Origin of the sequence: Ectopseudomonas alcaliphila (genome assembly GCF_900101755.1) — a bacterium.
GTDB lineage: Bacteria > Pseudomonadota > Gammaproteobacteria > Pseudomonadales > Pseudomonadaceae > Aquipseudomonas > Aquipseudomonas alcaliphila.
On sequence record NZ_FNAE01000004.1, the window covers coordinates 265,603 to 291,497 of the forward strand.

General features: G+C 61.7%; 18 protein-coding genes and 1 riboswitch. Of the genes, 12 read left to right on the plus strand and 6 right to left on the minus strand.

The window, feature by feature from the left end; genetic code table 11:
* Positions 1-84: 84 nt before the first annotated feature.
* From BLR77_RS15715 to BLR77_RS15725, 3 genes are all read right to left on the minus strand, one after another.
* Positions 85-666, minus strand: a complete 582-nt coding sequence (locus BLR77_RS15715; RefSeq protein WP_139203007.1) for a TMEM165/GDT1 family protein — start codon at positions 664-666, stop codon at positions 85-87.
* A gap of 93 nt (positions 667-759) precedes the next feature.
* A riboswitch (yybP-ykoY riboswitch) is annotated at positions 760-880 on the minus strand.
* Positions 881-917: 37 nt separating this feature from the next.
* Positions 918-1,913, minus strand: coding sequence for a class I SAM-dependent methyltransferase (locus BLR77_RS15720; RefSeq protein WP_074679394.1), 996 nt, complete (start codon positions 1,911-1,913; stop codon positions 918-920).
* A 124-nt stretch (positions 1,914-2,037) separates the two neighbouring features.
* On the minus strand, positions 2,038-3,003 hold the full coding sequence (locus BLR77_RS15725) for a 2-hydroxyacid dehydrogenase (protein ID WP_074679396.1): 966 nt from the start codon (positions 3,001-3,003) through the stop codon (positions 2,038-2,040).
* A 79-nt stretch (positions 3,004-3,082) separates the two neighbouring features.
* On the opposite strand from BLR77_RS15725, the gene BLR77_RS15730 reads away from it, so the two are divergent.
* The gene (locus BLR77_RS15730) at positions 3,083-3,712 is read left to right on the plus strand and encodes a LysE family translocator (RefSeq protein ID WP_074679398.1); all 630 of its coding nucleotides are present in this window, start codon (positions 3,083-3,085) and stop codon (positions 3,710-3,712) included.
* 71 nt (positions 3,713-3,783) lie between these two features.
* Here the strand turns inward: BLR77_RS15730 and BLR77_RS15735 are convergent, their stop codons facing one another.
* Positions 3,784-4,959, minus strand: a complete 1,176-nt coding sequence (locus BLR77_RS15735) for a thiolase family protein (RefSeq protein WP_074679400.1) — start codon at positions 4,957-4,959, stop codon at positions 3,784-3,786.
* 190 nt (positions 4,960-5,149) lie between these two features.
* On the opposite strand from BLR77_RS15735, the gene BLR77_RS15740 reads away from it, so the two are divergent.
* The 5 genes from BLR77_RS15740 to BLR77_RS15760 all read left to right on the plus strand — a co-directional run bounded on the left by BLR77_RS15740 (position 5,150) and on the right by BLR77_RS15760 (position 14,272).
* On the plus strand, positions 5,150-6,832 hold the full coding sequence (locus tag BLR77_RS15740) for a fatty acid--CoA ligase (protein ID WP_074679402.1): 1,683 nt from the start codon (positions 5,150-5,152) through the stop codon (positions 6,830-6,832).
* Positions 6,833-7,048: 216 nt separating this feature from the next.
* Positions 7,049-8,902 (plus strand): DUF1302 domain-containing protein, encoded by a 1,854-nt coding sequence (locus tag BLR77_RS15745; RefSeq protein ID WP_074679404.1) that lies wholly within the window; start codon positions 7,049-7,051, stop codon positions 8,900-8,902.
* Positions 8,903-8,934: 32 nt separating this feature from the next.
* Positions 8,935-10,302 carry a DUF1329 domain-containing protein gene (locus BLR77_RS15750; protein WP_074679559.1) on the plus strand — a complete coding sequence of 456 codons (1,368 nt, stop codon included), beginning with the start codon at positions 8,935-8,937 and terminating at the stop codon, positions 10,300-10,302.
* A gap of 149 nt (positions 10,303-10,451) precedes the next feature.
* Positions 10,452-13,193: a winged helix-turn-helix domain-containing protein gene (locus tag BLR77_RS15755; RefSeq protein ID WP_074679406.1), complete on the plus strand. Its 2,742-nt coding sequence runs from the start codon at positions 10,452-10,454 to the stop codon at positions 13,191-13,193.
* A 137-nt stretch (positions 13,194-13,330) separates the two neighbouring features.
* Complete coding sequence (locus tag BLR77_RS15760; protein ID WP_074679408.1) at positions 13,331-14,272, plus strand: alpha/beta fold hydrolase; 942 nt, start codon at positions 13,331-13,333, stop codon at positions 14,270-14,272.
* A 93-nt stretch (positions 14,273-14,365) separates the two neighbouring features.
* Here the strand turns inward: BLR77_RS15760 and BLR77_RS15765 are convergent, their stop codons facing one another.
* The gene (locus BLR77_RS15765; RefSeq protein WP_074679410.1) at positions 14,366-15,211 is read right to left on the minus strand and encodes a metal-dependent hydrolase; all 846 of its coding nucleotides are present in this window, start codon (positions 15,209-15,211) and stop codon (positions 14,366-14,368) included.
* Positions 15,212-15,423: 212 nt separating this feature from the next.
* Here BLR77_RS15765 and BLR77_RS15770 point away from each other — a divergent pair, with 212 nt between their 5' ends.
* The 6 genes from BLR77_RS15770 (at position 15,424) to BLR77_RS15795 (ending at position 24,787) form a co-directional block, all read left to right on the plus strand.
* A complete protein-coding gene (locus BLR77_RS15770; RefSeq protein WP_074679412.1) occupies positions 15,424-16,446 on the plus strand; it encodes an AraC family transcriptional regulator in 1,023 nt (340 codons plus the stop codon).
* Positions 16,446-17,093: an MBL fold metallo-hydrolase gene (locus BLR77_RS15775; RefSeq protein ID WP_074679414.1), complete on the plus strand. Its 648-nt coding sequence runs from the start codon at positions 16,446-16,448 to the stop codon at positions 17,091-17,093. The genes BLR77_RS15770 and BLR77_RS15775 overlap by 1 nt, the downstream gene beginning before the upstream one ends.
* 64 nt (positions 17,094-17,157) lie before the next feature.
* Positions 17,158-17,826: a YiaD family glycine zipper/OmpA-like lipoprotein gene (locus BLR77_RS15780; RefSeq protein WP_017675366.1), complete on the plus strand. Its 669-nt coding sequence runs from the start codon at positions 17,158-17,160 to the stop codon at positions 17,824-17,826.
* A 142-nt stretch (positions 17,827-17,968) separates the two neighbouring features.
* Positions 17,969-18,625, plus strand: a complete 657-nt coding sequence (locus tag BLR77_RS15785) for a YiaD family glycine zipper/OmpA-like lipoprotein (protein WP_074679416.1) — start codon at positions 17,969-17,971, stop codon at positions 18,623-18,625.
* Positions 18,626-18,877: 252 nt separating this feature from the next.
* Entirely contained in the window at positions 18,878-22,594 is a 3,717-nt protein-coding gene (locus BLR77_RS15790; RefSeq protein ID WP_074679418.1) for a response regulator, read from the plus strand.
* A 45-nt stretch (positions 22,595-22,639) separates the two neighbouring features.
* On the plus strand, positions 22,640-24,787 hold the full coding sequence (locus BLR77_RS15795; protein WP_074679420.1) for a putative bifunctional diguanylate cyclase/phosphodiesterase: 2,148 nt from the start codon (positions 22,640-22,642) through the stop codon (positions 24,785-24,787).
* Between the two features lie 15 nt (positions 24,788-24,802).
* Here BLR77_RS15795 and BLR77_RS15800 read toward each other — a convergent pair whose 3' ends face one another.
* The gene (locus BLR77_RS15800; RefSeq protein ID WP_074679422.1) at positions 24,803-25,699 is read right to left on the minus strand and encodes an acyltransferase; all 897 of its coding nucleotides are present in this window, start codon (positions 25,697-25,699) and stop codon (positions 24,803-24,805) included.
* Between the last annotated feature and the right edge of the window lie 196 nt (positions 25,700-25,895).

Below are 25,895 nucleotides of genomic sequence, written 5' to 3' on the forward strand. Positions count from 1 at the left end.
CCTGTGACGTGGCACGCACTTTAGCAGCAGGCAGGAGGGGGCTGGGATTGGCCGAGATGCCGGTCTGTTGACGTCAGTGGTTCGTCATATCAGGCCGCTCAGCTTCAGCGCCTGGTAGCCGGCATAGATTGCCAGCGCGGCGAAGGCGCAGGCGGCCAGGCGTCGGATCAGGGTCAGCGGCAGGCGTTCGGCTGCGAAATTGCCCGCCAGTACCACCGGTACGTTAGCGATCAACATGCCCAGTGTGGTGCCGACCACCACCAGAATGAAGTGCGGGTACTGCGCGGCCAGCATCACGGTTGCGACCTGGGTCTTGTCGCCCATCTCGGCGAGGAAGAAGGCGATCAGGGTGGTGAGGAAGGGACCGTATTTCTTCAGGCCGGATTCCTCGTCGTCGTCGAGCTTGTCCGGCACCAGGGTCCAGGCCGCTACGGCGACGAAACTGGCGGCGAGAATCCAGCTGAGCGTGGCAGGGGAGAAGAAACCGGCGACCCAGTTACCGACGGCGCCTGCGGCGAAATGGTTGGCCAGGGTGGCGACGACTATGCCCCAGATGATTGGCCAGGGCTTGCGAAAACGGGCGGCCAGCAGCAGGGCGAGCAACTGGGTCTTGTCGCCGATTTCGGCCAGGGCAACGATCAGGGTGGGGACGAACAGCGATTCCAGCATCAGGTTTCCTACAGGGGGCGGGTCGACACGGCTTATGACACGAACGACCTTCCCGCCCCGGGTTAGGTTGTGCGTGTCATAGGTCTTGTCAAACTGCAGGCCTCTCTGTGAAGGCCTTGGGTCGTATACGCCATGCTCTGCGGAGCAAGTGTGTTGACGTATACCGGGCGAGCAGGGCGCTCGCGGGAGACTACTCCCCTAGGACGGGCGCAATTGTGCCCAAGCGCTGCGTTGGGGGCAACCCCAATTCAGCGTCGTGCACTATAGATGCGGAAGCCATCGGCGTCTGCCAGGGTGCGGCAGGGGCCGAGATGACGCTCGATCAGTGGCGGGTATTTGAGGAAACTGTTGGCCACCAGGCGCAGCTCGCCCCCTTTGAGCAAGTGGCGTGCCGCCTGACTCAGCAGGTTCTCGCTGGCCTGGTAGTCGGTGTGCACACCTTGGTGGAACGGCGGGTTGCTGACGATGGCGCTGAGCCCCTCTGGCGCCGATTCGATTCCGGTGCCGGCGATCAGGTTGGCTGACAGGCCGTTACGTGCCAGGGTCAGCCGGCTGCTTTCCAGGGCGAAGGCGTCGACATCCAGCAGGCTCAGCTCGTTGTCTGGGTAACGTCTTTTGAGTGCGGCGCCGAGTACGCCGGCGCCGCAACCGAAGTCCAGCAGGTGCCCGCTGGGCAGGTCATCCAGATGCTCCAGCAGCAACGCGCTGCCGCGATCCAGGCGGCCATGGGCGAATACGCCGGGCAGGGTAACGATCTCCAGTGCCCCGTCGGCCAGCTGCAATGGGTAGCTCTGTGCCAGGGCGTGCAGGTCGGGTACGGGCGGCGCCTGTTCCACCTCGACGCACCAGAGTTGGCAATGTCGCGCGCTGTCGAGCTTGCGCGGTTTGCCATAAGCAGCCAGCTGTTTCGCCGCACGCTCGATACCGCCACGTTTTTCACCGACCAGGTACAGCGGTTTGCCTGCAAGGCGCGAGGCCAGTGCTTGCAGCAGGTAGTCAGTCAGCTCGCGTGACTTGGGCAGGAACAGCACGGCGGCGCGGTAGTCGCCTTCCGGCATGCGTGTGTCGAAGTGGTTACGGCCGGCAAAGCGCGCGGCGAGCACTGCATGATCGCCGGCATGCCAGTTCCAGCCACGTGCCTGCGGCAAGGCACCAAGCAGGTCGTCAGCCGGCAGGCCAGCCAACAGCAGCTCGCCACCGAACAACTCGGCCTGACGCAGGAGAACTTCGCTTCGCGGGTCCATGGTGCTTCCTGAAATCTGTGATGCGGAAAAGTAAGAGGGGCAGGAGCGATCTCGGTTTGCGAAACCTGGGCATCGCTGCCAAAGGGCAACGCTGGCCCGTCGCTCCCTAAAAAAGCTGCGCAGCTTACCCGACGGCTCGCAGCGGCGCACCGGCGAAGAAGCCGGCGGCGCTTTCCACGACCTGGCCGACGATGCGCTGGCGCGCTTCCTGGCTTCCCCAGGCGCTGTGCGGGGTGACGATCAGGCGAGGAATGTCGGCTGCCAGCAGGGGGTTGCCGTCCTTCGGTGGCTCCTGCAGCAGCACGTCGGTTGCGGCGCCGCCCAGATGACCACGGCGCAGGGCATCGGCCAATGCCTGTTCGTCGACCAGGCCGCCGCGCGCGGTGTTGATCAGGAACGCGCGCGGTTTCATCAGGGCCAGCTCAGCTGCGCCGATCAGGTTGCGCGTCTGTTCGTTGAGCGGGCAGTGCAGGGTCAGCGCATCGACCTGCGGCAGCAGTTCGTGCAGCGGCAGGCGATCAGCGCGCGCGGGTCTGCCCGGCAGTTGGCCGAGCAGCACGCGCATACCGAAGGCTTCGGCCAGGCGGGCGACGGCGCCGCCCAGTTCGCCATGGCCGAGCATGCCTAGGGTCTTGCCTTCGAGTTCGACGATGGGGTGATCGAGCAGGCAGAACTGGCTGGCTTGCTGCCAGCGGCCTGCGGCGATGTCGCGCTGGTAGTCAGGCAGGCGCGTGGCCAGGGCCAGCAGCAACATCAAGGTGTGCTGTGCCACGGACGGAGTACCGTAGCCCTGGCAGTTGCAGACGGTCACACCATGGGCGCTGGCGGCTTTCAGGTCGATGTTGTTGGTACCGGTGGCGGTTACCAGAACCAGTTTCAGCTCTGGGCAGGCAGCGAAGGTGGCGGCGTCCAGCGGCACCTTGTTGCTGATGGCGACCTGGGCACCTTGCAGGCGTTCGGCGACCTGATCCGGCCGCGTGTGCGCGTGCAGGGTCAGCTCGGCGAACGTCTGATGCAGCGGTTGCATGTCGAGGTCGCCAAGGTCGAGGGAGGCGTGGTCGAGGAAGACGGCGCGTGGGCTGTTGCTCATCAGCTGTACCTTTTCGCAGGAGGGTCGCAAGAGTAGATTGGCGAGCCTACCAGACCTTCATCGTCGATGCGGAGCCGCCATGTACTGGACTGAATTTCTCACCGTTGCCCTGATTCACCTGCTGGCTGTGGCCAGCCCGGGGCCGGATTTCGCCATCGTCGTGCGCGAAAGTGTCGGCTACGGTCGACGCGCTGGGTTGTTCAGCGCTTTCGGTGTGGGCGCCGGGATTCTTGTCCATGTCACCTATTCGTTGCTCGGTATTGGTCTGATCGTGTCGCAGTCCATCGTCCTGTTCAACGCGCTGAAATGGCTGGCGGCTGCTTATCTGTTGTATATCGGCATCAAGGCGCTGCGTGCGCGTCCGGCCGACCCGGCCAGCGCCGAGTTGAATCTGGCAGCAGGCGAGCGTAGCGGTCGTGGTGCTTTCGTCACGGGGTTCGTCACCAACGGTTTGAATCCCAAGGCGACGCTGTTCTTCCTTTCCTTGTTCACCGTGGTGATCAACCCGCATACCCCAGTCGCGGTTCAGGCTGGTTATGGCCTCTATCTGGCGTTGGCGACGGCGTTCTGGTTCTGTCTGGTGGCCTGGCTGTTCAGCCAGCCACGCGTGCGCGCCGGTTTCGCCCGCATGGGGCATTGGTTCGATCGGCTGATGGGGGCAGTGCTGGTCGGGATCGGCGTGAAGCTGGCGCTGACTGAAATGCGCTAGCAGGTAGTTCTTAACAACCTGCTAAAAGAAAGAGCCCCGCAGTTGCGGGGCTCTTTCGTCAGTGGGCCGGCTTACAGCAGTTCGATGGCGACTGCGGTGGCTTCGCCGCCGCCGATGCAAAGCGAGGCGACACCGCGCTTGCCGCCTTTCTTCTGCAGGGCGTTGATCAGGGTGAGGATGATCCGCGAGCCGGTGGAACCGACCGGGTGGCCCTGGGCGCAAGCACCGCCGAAGACGTTGACCTTGGCATGGTCCAGACCGTGTTCGCGCATGGCCAGCATGGTCACCATGGCGAAGGCTTCGTTGATCTCGAACAGGTCGACCTCGTCCTTGCTCCAGCCGCTCTTCTTCAGCAGGTTGCTCATGGCGCCGATGGGCGCCAGGGTGAACTCGCTCGGGTCCTGGCTCTGGGTGGCATGGGCAACCACCTTGGCCAGTGGTTTGAGGCCGCGCTTGGCGGCTTCATCAGCAGTCATCATTAGCAGTGCGCTGGCGCCGTCGGAAATCGAACTGGCGTTGGCCGCGGTGATGGTGCCGTCTTTCTTGAAGGCGGGTCTGAGCGCAGGAATCTTGTCCAGGTTGGCCGTCAGCGGCTGCTCATCATCCTTGACCACCATCTCGCCCTTGCGCGACGTGACGGTGACCGGAACGATCTCCGCGTCCAGCGACCCGTCCTTGATCGCTGCCTGGGCACGGCGCAGTGACTCGATGGCGTAGGCATCCATTTCCTCGCGGGTGATGCCGTACTGGTCTGCCGTTTCCTGGGCGAAGGAGCCCATCAGACGGCCAGTGCGCGCATCTTCCAGGCCGTCGAGGAACATGTGGTCCTTGATCTCGCCATGGCCCATGCGCAGGCCGGTGCGGGCTTTCTCCAGCACATAGGGCGCGTTGGACATGCTTTCCATACCGCCAGCGATCATTACCTGGTTGCTGCCGGCCTTTAGTGAGTCGAAGGCCATCATCACGGCCTTCATGCCCGAGCCACACAGCTTGTTGATGGTGGTACAACCGGTGGCGGAGGGCAGGCCAGCATTGAGCGACGCCTGACGGGCCGGGCCTTGCTTGAGGCCAGCGGGAAGTACGCAGCCCATGATCACTTCCTGTACGTCGGCCGGCTCGATGCCGGCACGCTTGACTGCTTCACGAATGGCGGCAGCGCCCAGCTCGACGGCAGGCACGCTGGCCAGGCTGCCTTGAAAACCGCCCATGGGAGTACGGGCGCCGCTGACGATGACGATATCGGACATGGTGTTACCTCGAACGAAAGTGTGGCTCGGTGAAGTCTGTTTATAGACTGGCTTGCTGGCCTGATTCTAACCTGTGACCAAAAGTGGCCATAGGGTCACGTGGCAAATCATTCTTTGGGCTGATTTCGCTGTGCAGCAGGCGCTCTAGAGTCGCTGCATACCCATTCCTCGCGTGCCTCAAGGTGACTTCATGCTGCAGACTCGACTGATCCCTCCCGCCAACAACGCCCACGCCTATCCGCTGCTGATCAAGCGTCTGCTGCTGTCTGGTAGTCGCTACGAGAAGACCCGCGAAATCGTTTATCGCGACAAGCTGCGTTACAGCTACGCCACCTTCAACGAGCGTGTCGCGAGGCTGGCCAACGTGCTCAGCGAGGCGGGGGTCAAGGCCGGCGATACCGTGGCGGTGATGGACTGGGACAGCCACCGCTATCTGGAGTGCATGTTCGCCATACCCATGCTCGGCGCGGTACTGCACACCATCAACATTCGCCTGTCGCCGGACCAGATCCTCTACACCATGAACCACGCCGAGGACCGCTTCGTGCTGGTCAACAGTGAGTTCGTGCCACTGTACAACGGCATTGCCGGGCAACTGACCACGGTCGAGAAGAGCCTGCTGCTGACCGATGGCGAGGACAAGAGCGCCGAACTGCCAAACCTCGTCGGTGAGTACGAGAGTCTGCTAGCCGCGGCCAGCCCGCACTACGATTTCGCCGATTTCGACGAGAACTCGGTGGCTACTACCTTCTATACCACCGGCACCACCGGCAACCCCAAGGGCGTGTACTTCACCCACCGGCAACTGGTGCTGCACACCATGTCCATGGCAACCACCATGGGCGGCCTGGACAGTATCCGCCTGCTGGGCAATGACGATGTCTATATGCCCATAACGCCGATGTTCCATGTGCATGCCTGGGGCGTGCCGTATGTGGCCACCATGCTTGGGGTGAAGCAGGTCTATCCCGGTCGCTACGAACCGGACATGCTTTGCCGCCTGATCAAGGAAGAGAAGGTCACCTTCTCCCACTGCGTACCGACCATCCTGCAGATGGTGCTGGGCGCGCCGGGTGCGCAAGGCCATGATTTCGGTGGCATGAAGATGATCATCGGCGGTAGCGCGCTCAATCGCTCCCTTTACGAGGCGGCCAAGGAGCGTGGCATCCAGCTTACTGCGGCCTACGGCATGTCCGAGACCTGTCCGCTGATCTCCTGTGCTTACCTCAACGAAGAGCTGCGTGCGGGTGGGGAGGATGAACGCACCACTTACCGGATCAAGGCCGGTATTCCGGTGCCGCTGGTGGAGGCCGCAATCATGGATGCGGACGGCAAATTATTGCCGAGCGATGGCGAGTCCCAGGGAGAGCTGGTGTTGCGCGCGCCCTGGCTGACCCAGGGCTATTTCCGCGAGCCTGAGAAGGGCGAGGAGCTTTGGGCCCACGGCTGGTTGCACACCGGTGACGTGGCGACCATCGATGGTATGGGTTTCATCGAAATCCGCGACCGAATCAAGGATGTGATCAAGACCGGCGGTGAATGGATTTCCTCGCTGGAGCTGGAGGACCTGATCAGCCGTCACCCGGCGGTGCGTGAGGTGGCGGTGGTGGGTGTCCCCGACCCGCAGTGGGGCGAGCGCCCGTTCGCGCTATTGGTACTGCGTGAAGAACAGGGGCTGGATGCCAAGAGCTTGAAGGACCATCTCAAGCCTTTCGTCGAGCAGGGCCACATCAACAAGTGGGCGATTCCCTCGCAGATCGCGCTTGTTACTGAAATTCCCAAGACCAGCGTCGGCAAACTGGACAAGAAGCGCATTCGCGTCGAAATCGCCCAGTGGCAGGAGGCTGGCAGCGCGTTCTTGTCCACGCTGTGAGGTGCGAATTGACTGGGCGGTGAAAGTGACCGCTCAGTCAAACAAGCGTTTGGCTTGCTAATTGCTGTTTCACGTCCATGCTTGGCTAGGGCAGCGCCTGAAACCTGCGAGCCAGAGTGGCTGAGGGCTGCAAATCACACTTTCGAGGGATCAAGCAGTACCACCCGCTGGCTATAGTCAAAGCATCCATAACAAAAAACACATGGAGTAGCGTCGATGAAAACAAAAACAAAACCCTACTGGCGCCTGGCAAAACTGCCGCTGGCCGTCAGCCTCGCTTCCACCCTTGCCGCTCCGGCATTCGGCGTCACTTTCAATATCGGTGAGATCGAAGGGCAGTTCGACTCGTCGCTGTCGGTGGGGGCGAGTTGGTCTACCCAGAGCGCAGACAAGGATCTGATTGGCTTGAACAACGGTGGTCGTGGCCTGTCGCAAACCTCTGACGATGGCCATGCTAATTTTAAACGCGGTGAAACCTTCTCCAAAATATTTAAAGGTATCCACGACCTTGAGCTGAAGTATGGTGATACTGGTGTGTTCGTGCGAGGGAAGTACTGGTATGACTTTGAGCTGAAAGACGAGAGTCGCCAGTTCAAAGATATTAGCGACAGTAATCGCAAAGAGGGGGCTCAGTCATCTGGAGCGGAAATACTCGATGCGTTTATCTACCACAACTATGCAGTTGCTAATCAGCCTGGCTCCGTGCGGCTAGGCAAGCAGGTTGTTAGCTGGGGTGAGAGTACGTTTATTGGTAATAGCATAAATGCTATCAATCCCATTGACGTCTCTGCGTTTCGTCGCCCTGGTGCAGAAGTTAAAGAAGGCTTGATTCCTGTAAATATGTTTTACGTATCGCAGAGCCTGACAGAGAATCTGTCTGCTGAGGCTTTTTATCAGCTTGAGTGGGATCAAACAGTTGTCGATAACTGTGGAACATTCTTTTCTCAGGCTGACATCGTCGCTGATGGATGTGATGATAATCTTCGGGTGCTTAACAAACGCTCCACTCTCAGTGGTGCAGCGCTTGCGGGGCTTTCGAGTTTTGGGGTCGATGTCAACGAAGAGGGCGTGCGTGTCGCTCGCTCTGGGGATCGTGATGCGCGTGATAGCGGGCAGTGGGGAGCGGCCTTCCGTTATCTAGCCGAAAGTATTGATACGGAATTTGGTCTTTACTTCATCAACTATCACAGCCGAGCGCCGATTTTTAGCGCTACTGGTGCTCCTGCGTCCCTTTATACTGCTGTGGCAGCGAGTCCGCTGGCACCGCTTATTATTGCAGGGAACTCTTCTTACTTTATGGAGTATCCTGAAGATATTCGGTTATACGGCCTTAGCTTTTCTACTACGTTACCAACCGGTACTGCCTGGAGTGGTGAGTTCAGCTACCGCCCCAATGCTCCAGTGCAGCTAAATAGCACAGATATTCTGTTCTCAGGCCTGACGCCTTTGCCGGGGCGTGGTGGGGTATCTTTGCTGCAAGGGGTACCAGGACAAGATCAGCACGGCTACCGCCGCAAAGAGATCAGTCAGTTCCAGACGACTTTCACTCATTTCTTCGACCAGGTTATGGGCGCGTCGCGCTTGACTCTTGTTGGTGAGGTTGGGGTCGTTCATGTTGGCGGCTTGGAGGATAGTTCAAAAGTTCGCTATGGGCGTGATCCCGTCTTTGGTCCAGGCCCGCTCGCTGGGGCGACTTGCCAAGGGCTGAACAGCAACACCATTGCAGGTGCAGGTCCTGGTGCTTCCTCGGCTAACGTATCGAAGTACTGCGAAGACGATGGTTTTGTAACTAGCACATCGTGGGGGTACCGAGCTCGTGCAATCTGGGACTATCCGAATGCTCTAGCAGGCGTGAATCTTCGCCCCAGTGTTGCCTGGTCTCATGACGTAGAGGGTTACGGTCCCAATGGTCTTTTCACTGAAGGAGCCAAGGCTGTGAGCCTGGCTCTTAATGCTGAATATCAGAATACCTATACCGCAGACCTGTCCTACACCAGCTTCTTTGATGGCAAGTACAACACTTCCGTTGACCGTGACTTCGTCGCGCTCAGCTTCGGTTTGAACTTCTAAGCGGCCAGGAATTTCGAGGAATCATGATGCAAATGAAAACAACAAAAAAACTGTGGCAAAGCGGTGTCCTGACCCTTTCACTGCTGGCAACCAGCGTGATGGCGGCAGTGTCGCCCGACGAGGCGGCGAAGCTGGGCAACACCCTGACTCCGGTCGGTGCCGAGATGGCAGGCAATGCCGATGGTTCGATTCCAGCCTGGACCGGCGGTCTGCCGGCCAACGCCGGTGCGGTCGATCCACGTGGCTTCCTGGCCGATCCGTTCGCCAGCGAGCAGCCGCTGTTTACCATCACCGCGCAGAACGTTGACCAGTACAAGGACAAGCTGACTCCTGGCCAGCTGGCGATGTTCAAGCGCTACCCGGAAAGCTACAAGATGCCGGTCTACCCAACTCACCGTTCGGCCAGCCTGCCGGCTGCGGTGCTGGAGGCGACCAAGCAGAACGCGGTGAACACGCGGATGGTGGAGGGTGGTAACGGCCTGGAGAACTTCCAGACCGCCAACCCCTTCCCGATCCCGCAGAATGGTCTGGAAGCGATCTGGAACCACATCACCCGCTACCGCGGTGGCAGCGTGCGCCGTCTGGTGACCCAGGCGACTCCGCAGCCGAACGGTTCCTACTCGCTGGTTTATTTCCAGGATGAGTTCACCTTCCGTGATGCGCTGACCGACTTCGATCCGAGCAAGGAAAGCAACGTACTGTTCTACTTCAAACAACGCGTAACCGCTCCGTCGCGTCTGGCTGGTAACGTGCTGCTGGTGCACGAAACCCTCAACCAGGTGAAGGAGCCGCGTCTGGCGTGGCTGTACAACGCCGGTCAGCGCCGCGTACGTCGTGCGCCGCAGGTGTCCTACGACGGTCCGGGTACCGCCGCTGACGGTCTGCGTACTTCCGACAACTTCGACATGTACAACGGTGCGCCGGATCGCTACGACTGGCAGCTGGTTGGCAAGAAGGAGATCTACATCCCCTACAACGCCTACAAGCTGGACTCGCCGAGCCTGAAGTATTCCGACATCATCAAGGCCGGTCATATCAACCAGGACCTGACTCGTTACGAGCTGCACCGCGTATGGCACGTGACCGCGACCCTGAAGTCGGGCGAGCGTCATATCTATGCCAAGCGTGACTTCTACATCGACGAGGACACCTGGCAAGCTGCTCTGATTGACCACTACGATGGCCGTGGCACCCTGTGGCGCGTGGCTGAGGCGCATGCCCAGTACTACTACGACAAGCAAGTGCCGTGGTACACCGTGGAAACCCTGTACGACCTGCTGTCCGGTCGCTACCTGGCGCTGGGTATGAAGAACGAGGAGAAACAAGCCTACGACTTCAACTACAAGGCCGCTGGCAGCGATTACACCCCGGCCGCTCTGCGTCAGGCTGGCGTTCGCTAAAACCGCCTCAAGCAACACGAAGAAGCCGGCCTTGTGCCGGCTTTTTCGTTACGGACTGTAGCGGGCGCTTCAAATGGCCATTGCAAGTCGCTAGGCTGGGTTCAGATCGAGCCCGCCGATGCATACAGAAGACTTCCAAGAATAGGCCGATGACAGATCTTTCCCGCTCGCCAGGTTCTCCCTATATGCCGGCTACTCCGGTGGAAGCGCGTTTCTATCGTCCGCCGTTGCCAGCAGGGCATATGCCGCGGCCGCGGTTGTGCGAGCGTCTCGAAGAGGGACTGCAGGGGCGCTTGCTGCTGGTCAGCGCGCCAGCCGGTTTTGGTAAAAGCTCGCTGGCCATCGAGTTTTGCGAACGCCTGCCCGAGCACTGGCATAGCCTCTGGCTAGGGCTGAGTGAGCGTGATCGTGACCCGGGGCGTTTTCTCGAGCGTTTACTGCAGGGGCTACAGCAGCTCTACCCTGGCCTTGGCGAGGAAGCGCTCGGGCTGCTGAAGATGCGTCAGCGCCACCAACCCTTTGCTTTCGAGCAGTGGCTCGACGGTTTGCTCGATGAACTGACCCAACAACTCGATGATGGTCAGCCGCTGTTGCTGGTATTGGATGATTATCATCTGGCGCAGGGCCCTGTGCTTGATCGCTGTCTGCAGTTCTTCCTCAATCATCTGCCTCCCGGCGTTCTTTTACTGGTCACCAGTCGCCAGCGACCGGACTGGCATCTGGCGCGTCTGCGCCTGTCGCGACAGCTGCTCGAACTCAACGAACAGGATCTGCGCCTGACGGCTGCCGAGCTGGACGCATTGTTGGCGAGCCAGGGCGCGCGCCTCGAGCAGCAGCAGGTCAGCGGGATTCTGCAGCGCAGCGAGGGCTGGATCGCTGGTTTGCGTCTCTGGCTGTTGGCTGTCGAGGAGTTGGCGGAAGCAGGCGAGGGGTTGCAGCTGCACGGCGGCGAAGGGCTGATTCGTGAATACCTGCTCGAAGAGGTCATCGAGCGGCAGCCTGTCGAAGTGCAACAGTTTCTCTACGATACCGCCTGTATGGAGCGCTTCTGCGCTGAACTGTGCGATGCGGTTCGTGACAGCCATGACAGCGCCGCGATCATTCGTCATTTGCAGGCCAATCAGGTGTTTCTGGTGCCGCTCGACGAGCAGGGGCGCTGGTTTCGCTATCACCACCTGTTTTCCGATCTGCTCAATGCGCGCCCCGCCGAGGAGTTGAGTCGCTCGCACGGCAGCACCCATCTGCGTGCCTGTCGCTGGTTCGCTGCACAGGGGATGCTGGATGCCTCCATCGAACAGGCGTTGCTGGCAGGGCAGGCCGACGTGGCCGCCAGCCTGGTGCAGAACCTTTCCGAGGAGCAGATGCTGGCGGAACAGAACATCGCCATGCTGCTGCGCTGGAAAACCAATCTGCCGGACGATCTGCTGGCCAGCACACCACGACTGATCATGCTCTATGGCTGGGCGCTGGCGTTGGCCTGCCAGCTGGATGCCGCACAAGAGCTGCTTGATCAGCTCGGGCGCTTCCTGCCGGCTGCCGAGCCTGCCGCCCAGCGCAGCCTGCTGGCGCAATGGCAGGCGCTCGATGGGGTCATCGCCCGTGGCCGTGGCGATGGCGCCCGTGCCGAGCAGCAATGTAGCGAGGCCTTGGCCGGGTTACCGGCGGAGCGTTATGGCCCACATTTCATGTGCCTGTCGGCGTTGTCCAACCTGGCCATGGTGCGTGGCGATCTGTGGCGTGCGCGTGGGCTGAACCGCGACGCCCTGGAGCTGGCGCAGCGTATCGACAACCCTCTGCTCGAGGCGCTTGCCCACTATGAGCGCGCCCGCGTGTTGCAGGCGCGTGGTGAGGTGCTGCGCGCGCAGGAGGAGGTGCATCAGGGATTGCTGCTGGTGCAGCGTCTGCCTGCACAGCGGAGTTACTCGGTGCGGGCGCGGTTGACGATTTATGAGGGCTATCTGCTCAGCCTGCGCCTGCAGCCGGAGGCCGTGGAGCGTTTACGGGCGGGTATTGCCGAAGCCAGGGCTTGTCGTGACGTCGGTGCGTTGATTGGGTATTGCGTGCTGGCCAGCCTGGAAGGGCGTGATGGACGGCCAGCCGAGGCGTTTGCGCTGCTTGGCGAGGCCGAGCGCCTGATGCATGTCTGGGATGTGCCGGCGATCTACTACCTGGCGATGATCACGCTGATCAAGTGTGAGCTGTGGCTGCGGCAAGGACAGGTCGAGTTGGCTGCCGCCTGGCTACCTCAGTTGGCGGAAACCTATGGTGAGCAGGGGCGGGCGCTGGCGCCGGAGTTTCACCCGCAACTGGCGTTGCATATCGATCTGCAGCAGGCGGCTCTGGAGCGCCTGCAGGGCGGGCTGGAGCATGCAGAGCGTCGTCTGCGTGCGTTGCAACAGCGTGCGCAGGGGCTGGGTGGTCAACTGGTCGCTCTGGCGGCGCAGGCGCAGCTCGCTCAGTTACTGAAGCAGACTGGGCGAGAGCGGGAGGCGCAGCAGCAGCTCGATAGTTGCCTGGATCTCGCTCAGGGCGGTGCGCTGCTACCTTTCATCGAGCTGTTGCAGCATCAGCCGCGGTGGCTGCGCGAGCGCCTGCAGTTGCGTTCGGCGTGTCCGCTGCGCGACGCGCTGCTCGCCCAGTTGCCGGACAGTCGGGATTCGGACGTGGAGGAGGTAGTAGATGAGACCAGCTTGGCGGAAAAGCTCAGCAGCCGCGAGTTGGCCGTGCTGCAGTTGATCGCGCGCGGCTGTTCCAATCAGGAGATCAGCGAGCGTCTGTTCATCTCCCTGCACACGGTCAAGACCCACGCCCGGCACATCAACAGCAAGCTCGGCGTCGAGCGGCGCACTCAGGCGGTTGCGCGGGCCAAGGGCCTCGGTCTACTGCGCTGATCCGGGCATTGCAGGGCCAGCCTGGAGAACCTCGAGCAGCACCATGGCGGTGCTCGGCTCAACCTAGGTTGGGCAGTGTTTGGCGTCTACTCATGTTCTGATCACGGATACCTACTGCAAGAATCGAGGTATCGCGCATGTCTGCCAATAGACTGTTTTTGCAATCGCCGTTGGCTGTCGGCTTCGCCCGCCTGGGCTTCGGTTCTTTGCCGCTGGAGCGCCTGAAATCGCGTTATGGCAACGCGGCTCAGGGTTCCCGCTATGTCGAGATCGACGGTTTCAATGTTCATTACCGCGACGAAGGTAGCCGTGACAAGCCTGCGTTGGTGCTGATCCACGGTGTGGTCGCCTCTCTGCACACCTGGGATGGGTGGGTGCAGGCCTTCACCCCGCATTACCGCATCATCCGCTTCGACGTTCCGGGCTTCGGCCTCACCGGTCCGGCGCGCGACGGCGTCTATTCGGTCGAGCGCATGATGGATGTGTTTGGCCAACTGCTCGATTACCTGCAGGTGGACAAGGCGCATGTCGCCGGCAACTCCCTCGGTGGCTATATCGCCTGGAACTTCGCCCTGACGCAGCCGCAGCGCGTTGGCAAGCTGGTGCTGATCGACCCGGCCGGCTATCCGATGCACAAGGTGCCGTGGATGATCGCCGCCGCTGCGCTGCCCGGCGCTACTGTCGCCATGCCGATGTGGATGCCGCGCGCCTTGATCGCCCAAGGCATCAAGGAGGTGTACGGTGAGCCAGGGCGAATCAAGCCAGGCGTGGTCGACCGCTACTACGACCTGTCGCGGCGCCCAGGCAACCGCCGCGGCATGATGGATATCTTCCGTGTGCTGTTGAAGGTCAACAAGGAAGAGCTCCACACGACGCCAGAGCGGGTCGCGCTGATCAAGGTGCCTACTCTGCTGATGTGGGGCGATCGCGATCGTTGGATCTCACCCAGGCACGTACCGTTGTGGCAGCGCGATTTGCCGGGCATTCAGGTCAAGGTCTACCCCGGTGTCGGGCACATTCCCATGGAAGAGATTCCCGAGCAGAGCGCCGCCGATGCAATGAAATTTCTGCTGGGTTGAATGAGCGTTGGAAAGGCCCAGAGACAATCCGGGCCACGAAACAAGCCCGGACAGATTCCGGGCTTGTTTGTATTACGTGGCAGGTGCTGCGTTTCAGGCGGCTCCGGCCTGAGCCAGTGGGGTAGCGTCGAATTCCTCACGGGTGGCGTACAGCAGATCCAGGTTGTTGTGCTCCCAGGGATGGAAGCCGTCCTTGAAGAAGTCCAGATAAGTGCTGATCAGCGGGCGGAACACGCCTTCCTTGCCCCACATCCAGCGAATGCCGTCACGCCATACGCGCCAGTTCCACAGCAGGCCGTCGACCTTGAGCATGTGTGCCAGGCCACGGGTGGTATCGAGCACGAAGAAAAAAGTGCCCATGAGCATTGCCCGCCGCAGCAGCTTGCGGCTGCCGCACACCTGGTTGTAAACGTCGAAGGCCACCGCCTTGTGCTCGGTCTCTTCGAGGGCGTGCCAACGCCACAGGCGAGCCAGGGTCGGATGAGCGTCGACCATGTACGCGTCATTTCTCAGCAGGCCATCGGCCATGATCGCGGTAATGTGTTCCAGCGCTGCGGTTGCGGCCAACTGGCGTTGTGGCGAGAACTTCTTCTGGGTGTAGCGGATGCGCGTCCGGGCGCGTTTCTCGATGCGTTCGACGTCGTAACCCAGATCGCGCAGGCGCTGGCTGTACTCCAGATGTTCACGACTGTGATGGCCCTCCTGGCCGATGAAACCGCGAATCTGTTCATTGAGTACGGGGTCTTCGATGCGGTCGCGGAAGTGGCGCACCGAATCGATGAAAAAGCGCTCGCCGTCGGGAAACAACACCGACATGGCGTCGAACAAATGGGTCTTGAAGGCGTCGCCGCCGTTCCAGTGACGCGGCAGCGGGTTGGGCAGATCGAAATCCATGTGTCTGGGACGAATCTGCAATCCTTCTGGTGTGGTGCTGGCCATGAGAGCCCCATTGCGCTGTTTGACTGGACTCCACTATGGGCGTGATGCGCCGTGGAGCACAGGTTCGTAACAGCCAAGGTGACAGTCATATCCGGCCATTGCGCTATTCCAGTAGAAAGTTGGGGCGGCGGCAGGGCAGCAAGCACAGATTTGCTGAGTTAAGGTTCGTCATCAGGAAGGTCATTTGCGGCCAGCCGTCGGAACAAAACACCATGAAGCAAACCTTCAACTTCACCGCTGAACTGGTTCCCGTCGCCTACGCCGAGGCGTTGCTGGCGCTGGCCGAAGAGCTCGGTCTGGCGCGTGTCGAGTTGTTTGCCGCCGCGCGGGTACGTCCTGAAGTACTCGGCAGCCCCAATGGTCGATTGTCCTTTCTCGACTTTCACTCGCTGACGCAGGCCGCATTGGAGCGTTGCGGCGAACCGGCGCTGGGCCTGGTGCTGGGCCAGCGCCTGAACGTCTCCACCCACGGCATACTCGGCTACGCGGTGCTGTCCAGCGCCAATCTGGGCAAGGCGCTGCAGTTCGCCCTGAAGTACTACCGTGTGCTCGGCCTGGCTTTCGAGCTGGAGCTGGTGGACCGGGATGACACGCTGGAGCTGCGTGCGGTCGAATCATTCCCCATGGGGTCGCAATCGCGTTTTGCCGCCGAAGGTCTGCTGACCAGCATCCACACCATCGCCCGCTTTCTCCTCGGCGAGGAACTGCAGGGGCTCGCCGTCGGCTTCGCGCATGCCGCGCCGGACTACGCCGAGCGCTATGCCGAGGTGTTCGGGGTGGCCGCGCAGTTCGAGCAGCCCTTTCACTGGCTGCGGTTGCCCCGCCACTACCTGCAACGGCCGATGGCGCTGGCCAACCCGGCCACGGTGCAGATGTGCGAGCAACAGTGCGAAGCGTTGCTGGCCAGCCTCGATGTGCAGGACGGCCTGCTCACGCGGGTGCGCCGATTGTTGCTGACACGTCCGGGCGACTTTCCTGATCTTGAAAGCGCCGCGAGCGCACTGCATACCAGCGGCCGCAGCCTGCGCCGGCACCTGGCGCAGATGGGCACCAGCTACCAGCAGGTACTCGATGAGGTACGCAAGCGCCTGGCCCTGCAGTACCTGACTACCACGCACCTGCCGTTGTATGAAATCGCCCAGTTGCTGGGCTTCAGCGACCCGTCCAACTTCCGCCGTGCATTCCGCAAGTGGACCGGTAAACTGCCCAGCGATTACAGAAACGAGGTTCCCTGATGAGCTCTGCCGAACGTCCTGCCCTGATCCGTGAAACCTTCCCCGTCGGCCCGCTGCAGTGCAACTGCACCATCATCGGCGACCCGATTACGAAGAAGGCCATCGTGGTCGATCCGGGTGGTAACCCCGATCTGATCATGGCGCGTCTGGAGGCGCATGGGCTCAAGGTTGTGAGCATCATCCACACCCATGCTCATCTCGATCACTTCCTCGCTTCGGGGCAGATGAAGGAGAAGACCGGCGCCACGCTGCACCTGCACAAGGAGGATCAGTTCCTCTGGGACAATCTGGAGATGCAGTGCAGCATGTTCGGTGTGCCTTACACGCCCGTGCCGGCGCCGGATCGCTGGCTGGCCGATGACGAGGAGCTGGCTTGCGGCTGCGGCGTGGCCTTGCATACGCCTGGGCACACACCGGGCTCGATGAGTTTCTGGTTCGAGGACGCCAAGCTGCTGATCGCCGGTGACACGCTGTTCCGTCGCGGTATCGGCCGTACCGACCTGTGGGGCGGCGACTACGCCACTATCGAACGCTCGATCAGGCAGCGCCTGTACAGCCTTGATGAGGATGCCACCGTGGTCACCGGGCATGGCCCGGATACCCGCCTGGGCGACGAAATGCGGGAGAACCCCTTTATTCGCGCCTGACGGGGCACTAATGGCCGCGCCGGAACTCAAAGAGCCATCACCCACCGTTCATGGAGATTCCTTCATGTTCCGCATTCCCCTGATTGCCCTGTGCTCTTCCGCGCTGCTGCTCGGCGGCTGCGCCTCGCAGAACCCCTATGATCAGAGCGCACCGAGTTCCAACCGCACCGCCACCTACGGTGGTATCGGTGCGTTGGCCGGCGCGGCTGCCGGCGCCTTGATCAATCACGACAACCGCGGCAAGGGCGCCTTGATTGGTGCTGCGGTGGCCGGTGCCGCAGCGGCAGGTTATGGCTACTACGCCGACAAGCAGGAAGAAGAACTGCGTCGCAGCATGCAGGGCACCGGCGTCGAGGTGCAGCGCCAGGGCGATGTGATCCAGTTGATCATGCCGGGCAACATCACCTTCGCCACCGACTCGGCGCAGATCGCCAGCAGCTTCTATCAGCCGCTGAACAACCTGGCCAATTCCTTCCGCCAGTACAACCAGAACAGCATCGAGGTGGTCGGTCATACCGACAGCACCGGTTCGCACAGTCACAACATGGGGCTGTCGCAGCGCCGTGCGCAGAGCGTGGCCGACTATCTGCTGGCGCAGGGTGTCGACCCCAGCCGCTTGAGTACCCGTGGTATGGGCCCGGATCAGCCGGTGGCCAGCAACGCCACCGCCGAAGGCCGTGCGCAGAATCGCCGGGTCGAAGTAACGCTGCGACCGCTGCCCGGTGTGCAGTAAGGTACGTATCGGGCCGATCTGCTCTGCTTCGCAGTTCTGAGATCCCCAGGCTGATAAGCTTGGGCGGAACTTCACCGCGTCTTGGCGGCTCGAAGGCTGCGGCATGTCTGCCCGATACCAGAAGAAATCCTAAGGAAATGTTATGAAGACCAGGCGTAATCTGATCGCAGCCACTGCGCTCATGGCCTTGCTGGCCGGCTGTACCACCAACCCCTATACCGGCGAGAGCCAGGCCGGCAAAGCCGGTATCTATGGTGGTATCGGCGCAGCGACCGGTGCCGTGATCGGTGCTGCGACTTCGAGCAAGAAAGACCGCGGCAAGGGCGCGCTGATTGGTGCGGCCGTCGGTGGTGCTGCCGGTGGCGGTTACGGCTATTACGTCGATACCCAGGAGGCCAAGCTGCGCCAGACCCTGCAGGGCACTGGCGTGCAGGTGCAACGCAATGGCGATGATCTGAAGCTGATCATGCCGGGCAACATCACCTTCGCCAGCAACTCGGCAGATATCTCCAGCAGTTTCTACCCGACGCTCAATTCGTTGGTGCTGGTGTTCAAGGAGTTCAACAAGAACGGCGTGAACATCGTCGGTCATACCGACAGCACCGGTTCGCAGGAGCTGAACCAGAGCCTGTCGCAGCGTCGCGCACAGAGTGTGGCCAACTACCTGACCGCCAACGGTGTACCGGGTCAGCGCATCTCCGCATACGGTGCAGGCCCTAGCCAGCCGATTGCCAGCAACGCTACCGATGCGGGTCGTGCGCAGAACCGTCGTGTCGAGATCAACCTGCGTCCGCTCTAAGGCCTCGCCGCGTTGAATGAAAGCCTCCCGATGGGAGGCTTTTTTATGCCCGCTTGTCGCATGCAGTCACCTCTGCATCCATTTCGACGACGATGTGACGGGCGTTTCCGGCCATGTTCGTGACCGCCCGTCGTGTGCCTTCTGGCAAAAGGCCACTGATTCAAATCCTGACTAGAATGCTTGCTGTGGTTCTGTGATGTCCGCGTGCGGATATACCGTGCGCGTTGGTTCTGGATGACCGAAGGAGAGCGAATGGACGACAGAGCTGTCGAGCGGCCGCCAAGGCCCTGGACGCCGCTGCTGGTTGCGCTTGGCCTGCTGCTTGGGCTGGGGGGCCTGATTTTCTGGCAGTGGAATACCTTGCAGGAGCGTGAGCACGAGGACAGTCACCGTCGCTTTCAGCTGGAGGCACAGGAAATAGGCCAGCGGGTGCTGGCGCGCATGCGTACGTACGAGATGGTGTTGCGCGGCGTATCCGGGCTGATGATAGGCAGTGATCAGGTCTCGCTCGCCGAGTGGGAGCGCGCTCTGGATCAGTTGCAGGTTCAGGATCGCTATCCCGGTATACAGGCCGTGGCCTGGTCACGTTATCTGCTGCCGGAGCAACTGGCTGGCTTCGCCGCCGAGGTGGCGGCCGATGGTCGCCTCGACTATCAGATCTTTCCTTCCGGTGAGCGTGACCATTATCTACCCATTGATTACGTCAGCCCGGCGGATTGGCGCAATCGGCGCGTCCTTGGCTTCGATATGCTCAGCGAAGCGGTGCGGCGGGTGGCTATCGAGCGCAGTGTCCAGACCGGCGACGCCAGCCTAAGCGCTCCGCTGATCTTGCGTCAGGAGGTCGATGTAGACGTGCAGTCTGGCGTATTGCTCTACCTGCCGGTGTTTCGTCCAGGGTTACCCGCCAATACCGCTGAGCAACGTCGCTCTGCATTGCTGGGGCTGGTGCATGGAGCTTTTCGCAGCCATGACCTGATCGACGGGATTCTCGGCCCCCAGACGCGTTTGTTCGACATCGTTCTGAAAGATCCGCAGGCAACTGACCTTCAGCTACTCAGTGGCGGAACCAAGGCCAATGGCTGGCAGCCGAGATTTCGCAGTCAGCAGGAGTTGTCGCTGTATGGCCGCACCTGGGCGCTTGAGGTTATCGGCACCCCTGAGTACGAGCGCAGCCTGGTCGACCGCACCGGCATGCTCGGTCTCTGGGCGGGGCTGGCCGCGACGCTGTTGCTGTCGATTCTGGTCGGCGGTTTTCTCTATCAGCGCGAGCGCAAGCTGCAGATCAGTGAGCGGGCTGCCGTGGCCCTGAGCGAGCGCGAAGAGCGCTTTCGTCTGTTGGTCGAACGGTTGCCGGTGGCGACGCTGCTCTGTGATGACAGGGGCCGCATTGAAATGGCCAATCGCAGCGCTGCCGAGCTGTTCGACTGCCCGCTCAATGCCTTGCCCGGAGAAACCGTGCTGCGCGTACTGCCCAATATCGAATCGCCGAAAGACCTGCAGGAGCAGTTGGTCGAGAGCGACGAGCGCATGGTGCGCACGTTACGCGGTGAGTCGATTCCGGTCAGCATCAGCCTCAACCCGTTGCACGAGGGCAGCAGCTACCTGATCAACCTGGTGGACCTGCGTGCGCGCAAGGTGGCCGAGGAGCGTTTTCGTCTGGTGGTTGAGGCTTCGCCCAACGCCATCGTGCTGGTCGATGCCCTGGGGCGCATCGCCATGGTCAATCGACAGACCGAGCTGCTGTTCGGTTACGAGCGGCAGATGTTGCTCGGCGAGCCGGTGGAAATGCTGCTGCCTGCAGCGCAGCGCGGCAGTCATGTGGCGCTGCGTCGTGGTTACCAGGCCATGCCCGAGCAGCGCCGCATGGGGGGCAATCGCGAGCTGTTCGGGCAGCACCGCGAAGGCGGCATGATTCCTCTGGAGGTTGGCCTGTCGCCGATTCGCAGTGGCGACGAGACGCTGGTGCAGGCGGTGATCATCGATATCAGCGAGCGCAAGGCGGCCGAGCAGAAGCTGCGTGAGCAGGCCGAGCAATTGCTGCTGGCCAACCGCTACAAATCCGAGTTCCTCGCCAACATGTCCCATGAGTTGCGCACGCCGCTCAATAGCATCCTGATTCTCAGCGACCAACTGCGGCAGAATCTGGCTGGCAATCTCACCGAGAAGCAGACCAAACACGCCGATATCGTGCACCGCGCCGGTGGTGATCTGCTGCAACTGATCAACGATGTGCTCGATCTGGCCAAGGTCGAGTCCGGGCGCATGCAGCTCAAGCTCGAGCCGATCAACATGCAGGACGTACTGGTGGAGCTGGATGCCAGCCTGCGGCCGATGGCCGAGCTCAAGGGCTTGCGTCTGCACACCCAGCTGGAAGCCGGCGTGCCGCGGGTTATCCATACCGACCGCGTGCGTCTGCATCAGATACTGCGCAATCTGCTGTCCAACGCCCTGAAGTTCACCGACCAGGGCGAGGTCACGCTGAGCGTCAGCAGCCAGGGCCGCCAGGAGGACGAGCGCGAGCTGCTCTGCTTCAGCGTGCGCGATACCGGCATTGGCATCGATCCGGCCCAGCACCAACAGGTATTCCAGGCTTTTCAACAGATCGACGGTTCTACCAGCCGGCGTTTCGGCGGTACCGGCCTGGGGCTCGCCATCACCCGTCAGTTGGTGCTGGCTCTGGATGGCGATATCAGCCTGCAGAGTGCGCCGGGGCAGGGGTCTACCTTTACCGTCAGACTGCCGGTGCAGGCGGGCTCACTCAGCGTCGAAGCGCCGCTCGAGGGGCCGCAGCGTGCAGGTGACGGTCCGCCGCTGTTGATCATCGAGGACGATGCCAATTTCGCCGCGGTGATCGCCGAGGAGGCCCACGCCCATGGTTTTTCCAGCGTGCACTGCCGTACCGGTCTGCAGGCGCTGGGGCTGTTGCAGCAAGAGTCGTTCAACGCGGTGATCCTCGACATCCTGCTTCCCGATCTCAGTGGCTGGCAGCTGTTCCGTCGTCTGCGCGCCCAGCCGAGCCATCGGCATACGCCGGTGCACATCATCTCCTGCGTCCCGCAACCGGTGGGCTGGAACGACGATGGCACGCGCTATCTGGTCAAACCCATCGGCCGCGATGAGCTGGAACAGGTGTTCATCGAGCTGCAGCACGGTGCGCAGCAGGAGCAGGCGTTGCTGCTGGTGGAAGATGTCGAGGTGGAGCGTGAGCACTACCGCGAGCAACTGACAGAGCTGGGGTTTCAGGTCATCGCCTGCGCCGATGGCGAGCAGGCGCGCGAGGCCTATGCGCAGGGCCAGTTCTGCGCGCTGGTGATCGATCTCGACCTGCCGGATCAGGACGGTTTCGCCCTGCTCGACAGCCTCAACCAGTTGCGCCCGCTGCAAGGTACGCGCGTGGTGATCAACACCGGTGTGGACGTTACTCAACAAACCCTGCAACGACTGCGCCGCTATAGCGCCGTGGTGGTGCGCAAGCATGGCGATGACACCGACGCGCTGTGCCAGGCGGTACAGGGTTTTCTCGGTGACGTGCGTGCGCCGCAACCCGCTCATGAACGGCTCAACCCCTTGCAGGGAAAACGCATTCTGCTGGTGGATGACGACGTACGTAACGTCTATGCGCTGACGGCCCTGCTGGATGAAGTGGGGCTGCGCGTCAGCTCCGCCAAGGACGGCCTGGAGGCCATCGCCAGTTACCAGCGTGATCCCTTCGACCTGATTCTGATGGACATGGCCATGCCCAATATGGACGGCTACACCGCGACACGTCTGCTCAAGCAGGAGCATGGCTGCGTGATCCCCATCATCGCGCTCACGGCCCACGCCATGAAGGGCGACCGGGAAAAATGCATCACCGCTGGCGCGGACGATTACATGGCCAAGCCGATCAAGCGTGATGAGCTGCTGGCACTGCTGGAGCGCTGGTTGGCGATGCCGCCCGTGCCTTCGTCTGGCAATGGACTAACCTGAAGGCAGGAGTGATTCGTGCAAGGGCAGATGGATAGAGGAGTGACGATGGCCCAGGCGCAGAGCAAGAACGCCGCCGTACCCGCCAAGCAGGTTCTGCTGGTGGTGGATGACCGCATAGAGAACCTCGAGGCCATGCAGGCACTGCTCGAAGATGGAGACTGGCTGCTGCGCTGTGCCAGTTCCGGCGAGGAAGCGCTGCGCTGTCTGCTCGAAGAGGATGTAGGGCTGGTGCTGCTCGACGTGCAGATGCCGGGTATGGATGGCTTCGAAGTCGCCCGGTTGATGCGCGGCAACCCGCGTACGCGATTGACGCCAATCATCTTCGTGTCCGCCATCGCGCAGACCCATGATGCCGTGCTGCGTGGTTACAGCTCTGGCGCTGTGGACTTCGTGCTCAAACCCTTTGACTCCAGTGTGCTGCGCCACAAGATTCAGAGCCTGCTGGAGCATGAGCACAATCGCTGCGAATTGCAGACACTTTCCCAGCAGTTGGAAAGAGCCAGAGCCTTCAACGCCTCGGTGCTGGCCAATGCTGCCGAGGGTATTCTGGTGGTCGGCGAGGACGGCCGCATCCAGTTCGCCAACCCAGCCATGGCGCAGATGCTCGATGGCGAGGTAGGTGATCTTGAGGGCGTCGATCTGCTGTCGTTTCTCAAGAATCCGGCCAGCGAAGACGGTTGGCAGCAATCCGAGTTCTACCTGCACTTCAAGCGCGAGGCGACCTACCGCGTGCACGAAGCGATCATGCGCACGCTCAAGGGCGGTTGCCTGCCCGTGGCGCTGTCCTGCTCGCCACTGCCCCGACCGCAACGCGCCATGGTATTGATCGCCCTGGACATGTCGGTGGTGCGCAATCTACACGCGCAGCTGGAGTCGCAGGCAGTCACTGACGCGCTGACCGGCCTGCTCAATCGCCGCGGCTTCCATCAGGCGCTGGAGTCGGCGCTGGCGCGTATCGAGCGCAGCGGCCAGCGGGTCGCGGTGCTGTACCTGGACCTGGACGGTTTCAAACGCATCAATGACTCGCTGGGCCATGATGTCGGCGATCAGTTGCTGCGTCGCGTCGGTGAGCAGCTCAAGGCCTGCTTGCGCCCCTACGACAGCCTGGCACGCATCGGCGGTGACGAATTCACCGCGCTGCTGGACAACCTCGGCCACCCCGAGGATGCGGCCAAGGTTGCGGAGAAGCTGATCGAACTGGTCTCGGTGCGGCATAACCTCGATGGTGTGGATTTCACCCTCGGCGCCAGCGTCGGCATCGCCTGCTTTCCCGAATGCGGGCAGAGCGTCGAAGGCCTGCTGCGTTCCGCCGACATGGCGATGTACGAAGCCAAGCGCGCCGGTCGCCAGCAATACCGCTTCTTCTCACCGGAGATGAACGGCCGTGCGCGTTCGCGGCTGATGCTCGAAGAAAGCCTGCGTCACGCCATCGAGAACGATGACTTCGTGCTGGTCTATCAACCCCAGTTCCATCTCGATAGCGGGCGCCTGCGCGGCTTCGAGGCCTTGCTGCGCTGGCAGCATCGTGTCGCTGGCACCGTGGCACCGAACGTGTTCATTCCACTGCTCGAAGAAACCCGTCTGATCAATCGTCTCGGCGAGTGGATCTTCCGTGAGGGCGCCAGGCAGTTGGCGGAGTTCAAGCAACAGTTTGGCGAAGACATGGTGCTCAGCCTCAACGTCAGCCCGGTGCAGTTCGGTATGCCGCAACTGGTGACGGACCTGCAGCGTGTGCTCGACGCCCACGGTCTGAAGCCCAGTCAGCTGGAGGTGGAGGTTACCGAGAGTGCGCTGATGCAGGATCTGGAACTGACCCAGGCGCAGCTGCGTCAGCTGCGTGAGCTGGGGGTGAAGATCGCCATCGATGACTTCGGCACCGGTTACTCGTCACTGGCTTATCTGCGTCATTTCGAACTGGATACGCTGAAGATCGACCGCCTGTTCGTCTCCAACATGCTCGACTCACCGCGTGACGCCGCGGTGGTCAGCACCATCATCGATCTTGGTCGGCATCTGGGGCTGGAGGTCATCGCCGAGGGTGTCGAAACTCAGGAGCAGCGCGAGTGGCTGACGCGGCACCACTGCAACATCATGCAGGGCTTTCTGGTGGCGCCGGGTGTGCCGGCCGGCACCGCGATGCAGGTGCCGGCGCAGCTGGATTGGAGCAAGTTGCCCCTGCCGCGTGGTGAATGAAGCGGCGGTGACGCTTCAGGCTTGCTGGTGAAGGCTGGCGAGCTCCGCGTCCTTCTCTTCCCACAGGCGATTGACCCACTGCTGGAATGCCAGACGGTAGTCGTCGTCCTGATCGTAGTTGCGGCCGATGAATTCGCGCGGGATGTCGACCTGCCTGAAAATCACCTGCACGGCATCCAGGCGCCCGCAGAGCAGGTCCCAGAAGCCTGGTACGCCATGGGGATAGTGAATGGTGACGTTGACGATGGCGTGCAGCTGTTCGCCCATGGCATCGAGTACGAAGGCGATGCCGCCAGCCTTGGGCTTGAGCAGGTACTTGAATGGCGACTGCTGCTGCGCATGCTTGGCCGGGGTCAGGCGGGTGCCCTCGAGGAAGTTGAATACCGCCACGGGGTTGGTCTTGTAGCGCGCGCAGGCCTTGCGCGTGGTGGCCAGGTCCTGGCCGCGCTTTTCCGGGTACTTGGCCAGGTACTCCTTGCTGAAGCGCTTCATGAATGGAAATTCCAGCGCCCACCAGCACAGGCCGATCACCGGCACCCAGATCAGCTCCTGCTTGAGGAAGAATTTCAGCAGCGGCATGCGCTGATTGAGCAGGTACTGCAGCACCAGAATGTCCACCCAGCTCTGGTGGTTGCTGGTCACCAGATAGGAGTGACGGGTATCGAAACGCTCCAGGCCCTGGACGTTCCATTCGATATGGCCGACCAGACGCATCCAGAATTTGTTGATGCCGATCCAGCTTTCGGCGATGCCGTGCATGACGAAGCGCAGCGCGCGCTGGATCGGGGCGAATGGCAGCAGCAGCTTGAGCAGGGCGACGAAGAACAGCGGCCAGCACCAGAACAGGGTATTGAGAGCCAGCAGCAGGCTCGCGATCAGGCCGCGCAGCGGCGCGGGAAGAAAGTGCAGCATCGGGCAAACGCCTCCGTAAGCAGGCTGCACGCCCGGCGGGCAGCCTGAGAAGGGGGCTTTCTCTGCGCCCCGTATCAGTCGAAAGAGCTGCGGCGTTCCGTGCGGCGAGCTGGTTCGGCGCCAAGGGTAACGGTTGTGCACTGACCTGCAAGTGCCAGCGATGACCAATTGGTTTCACTGGCTTGCAGGGTAGGCC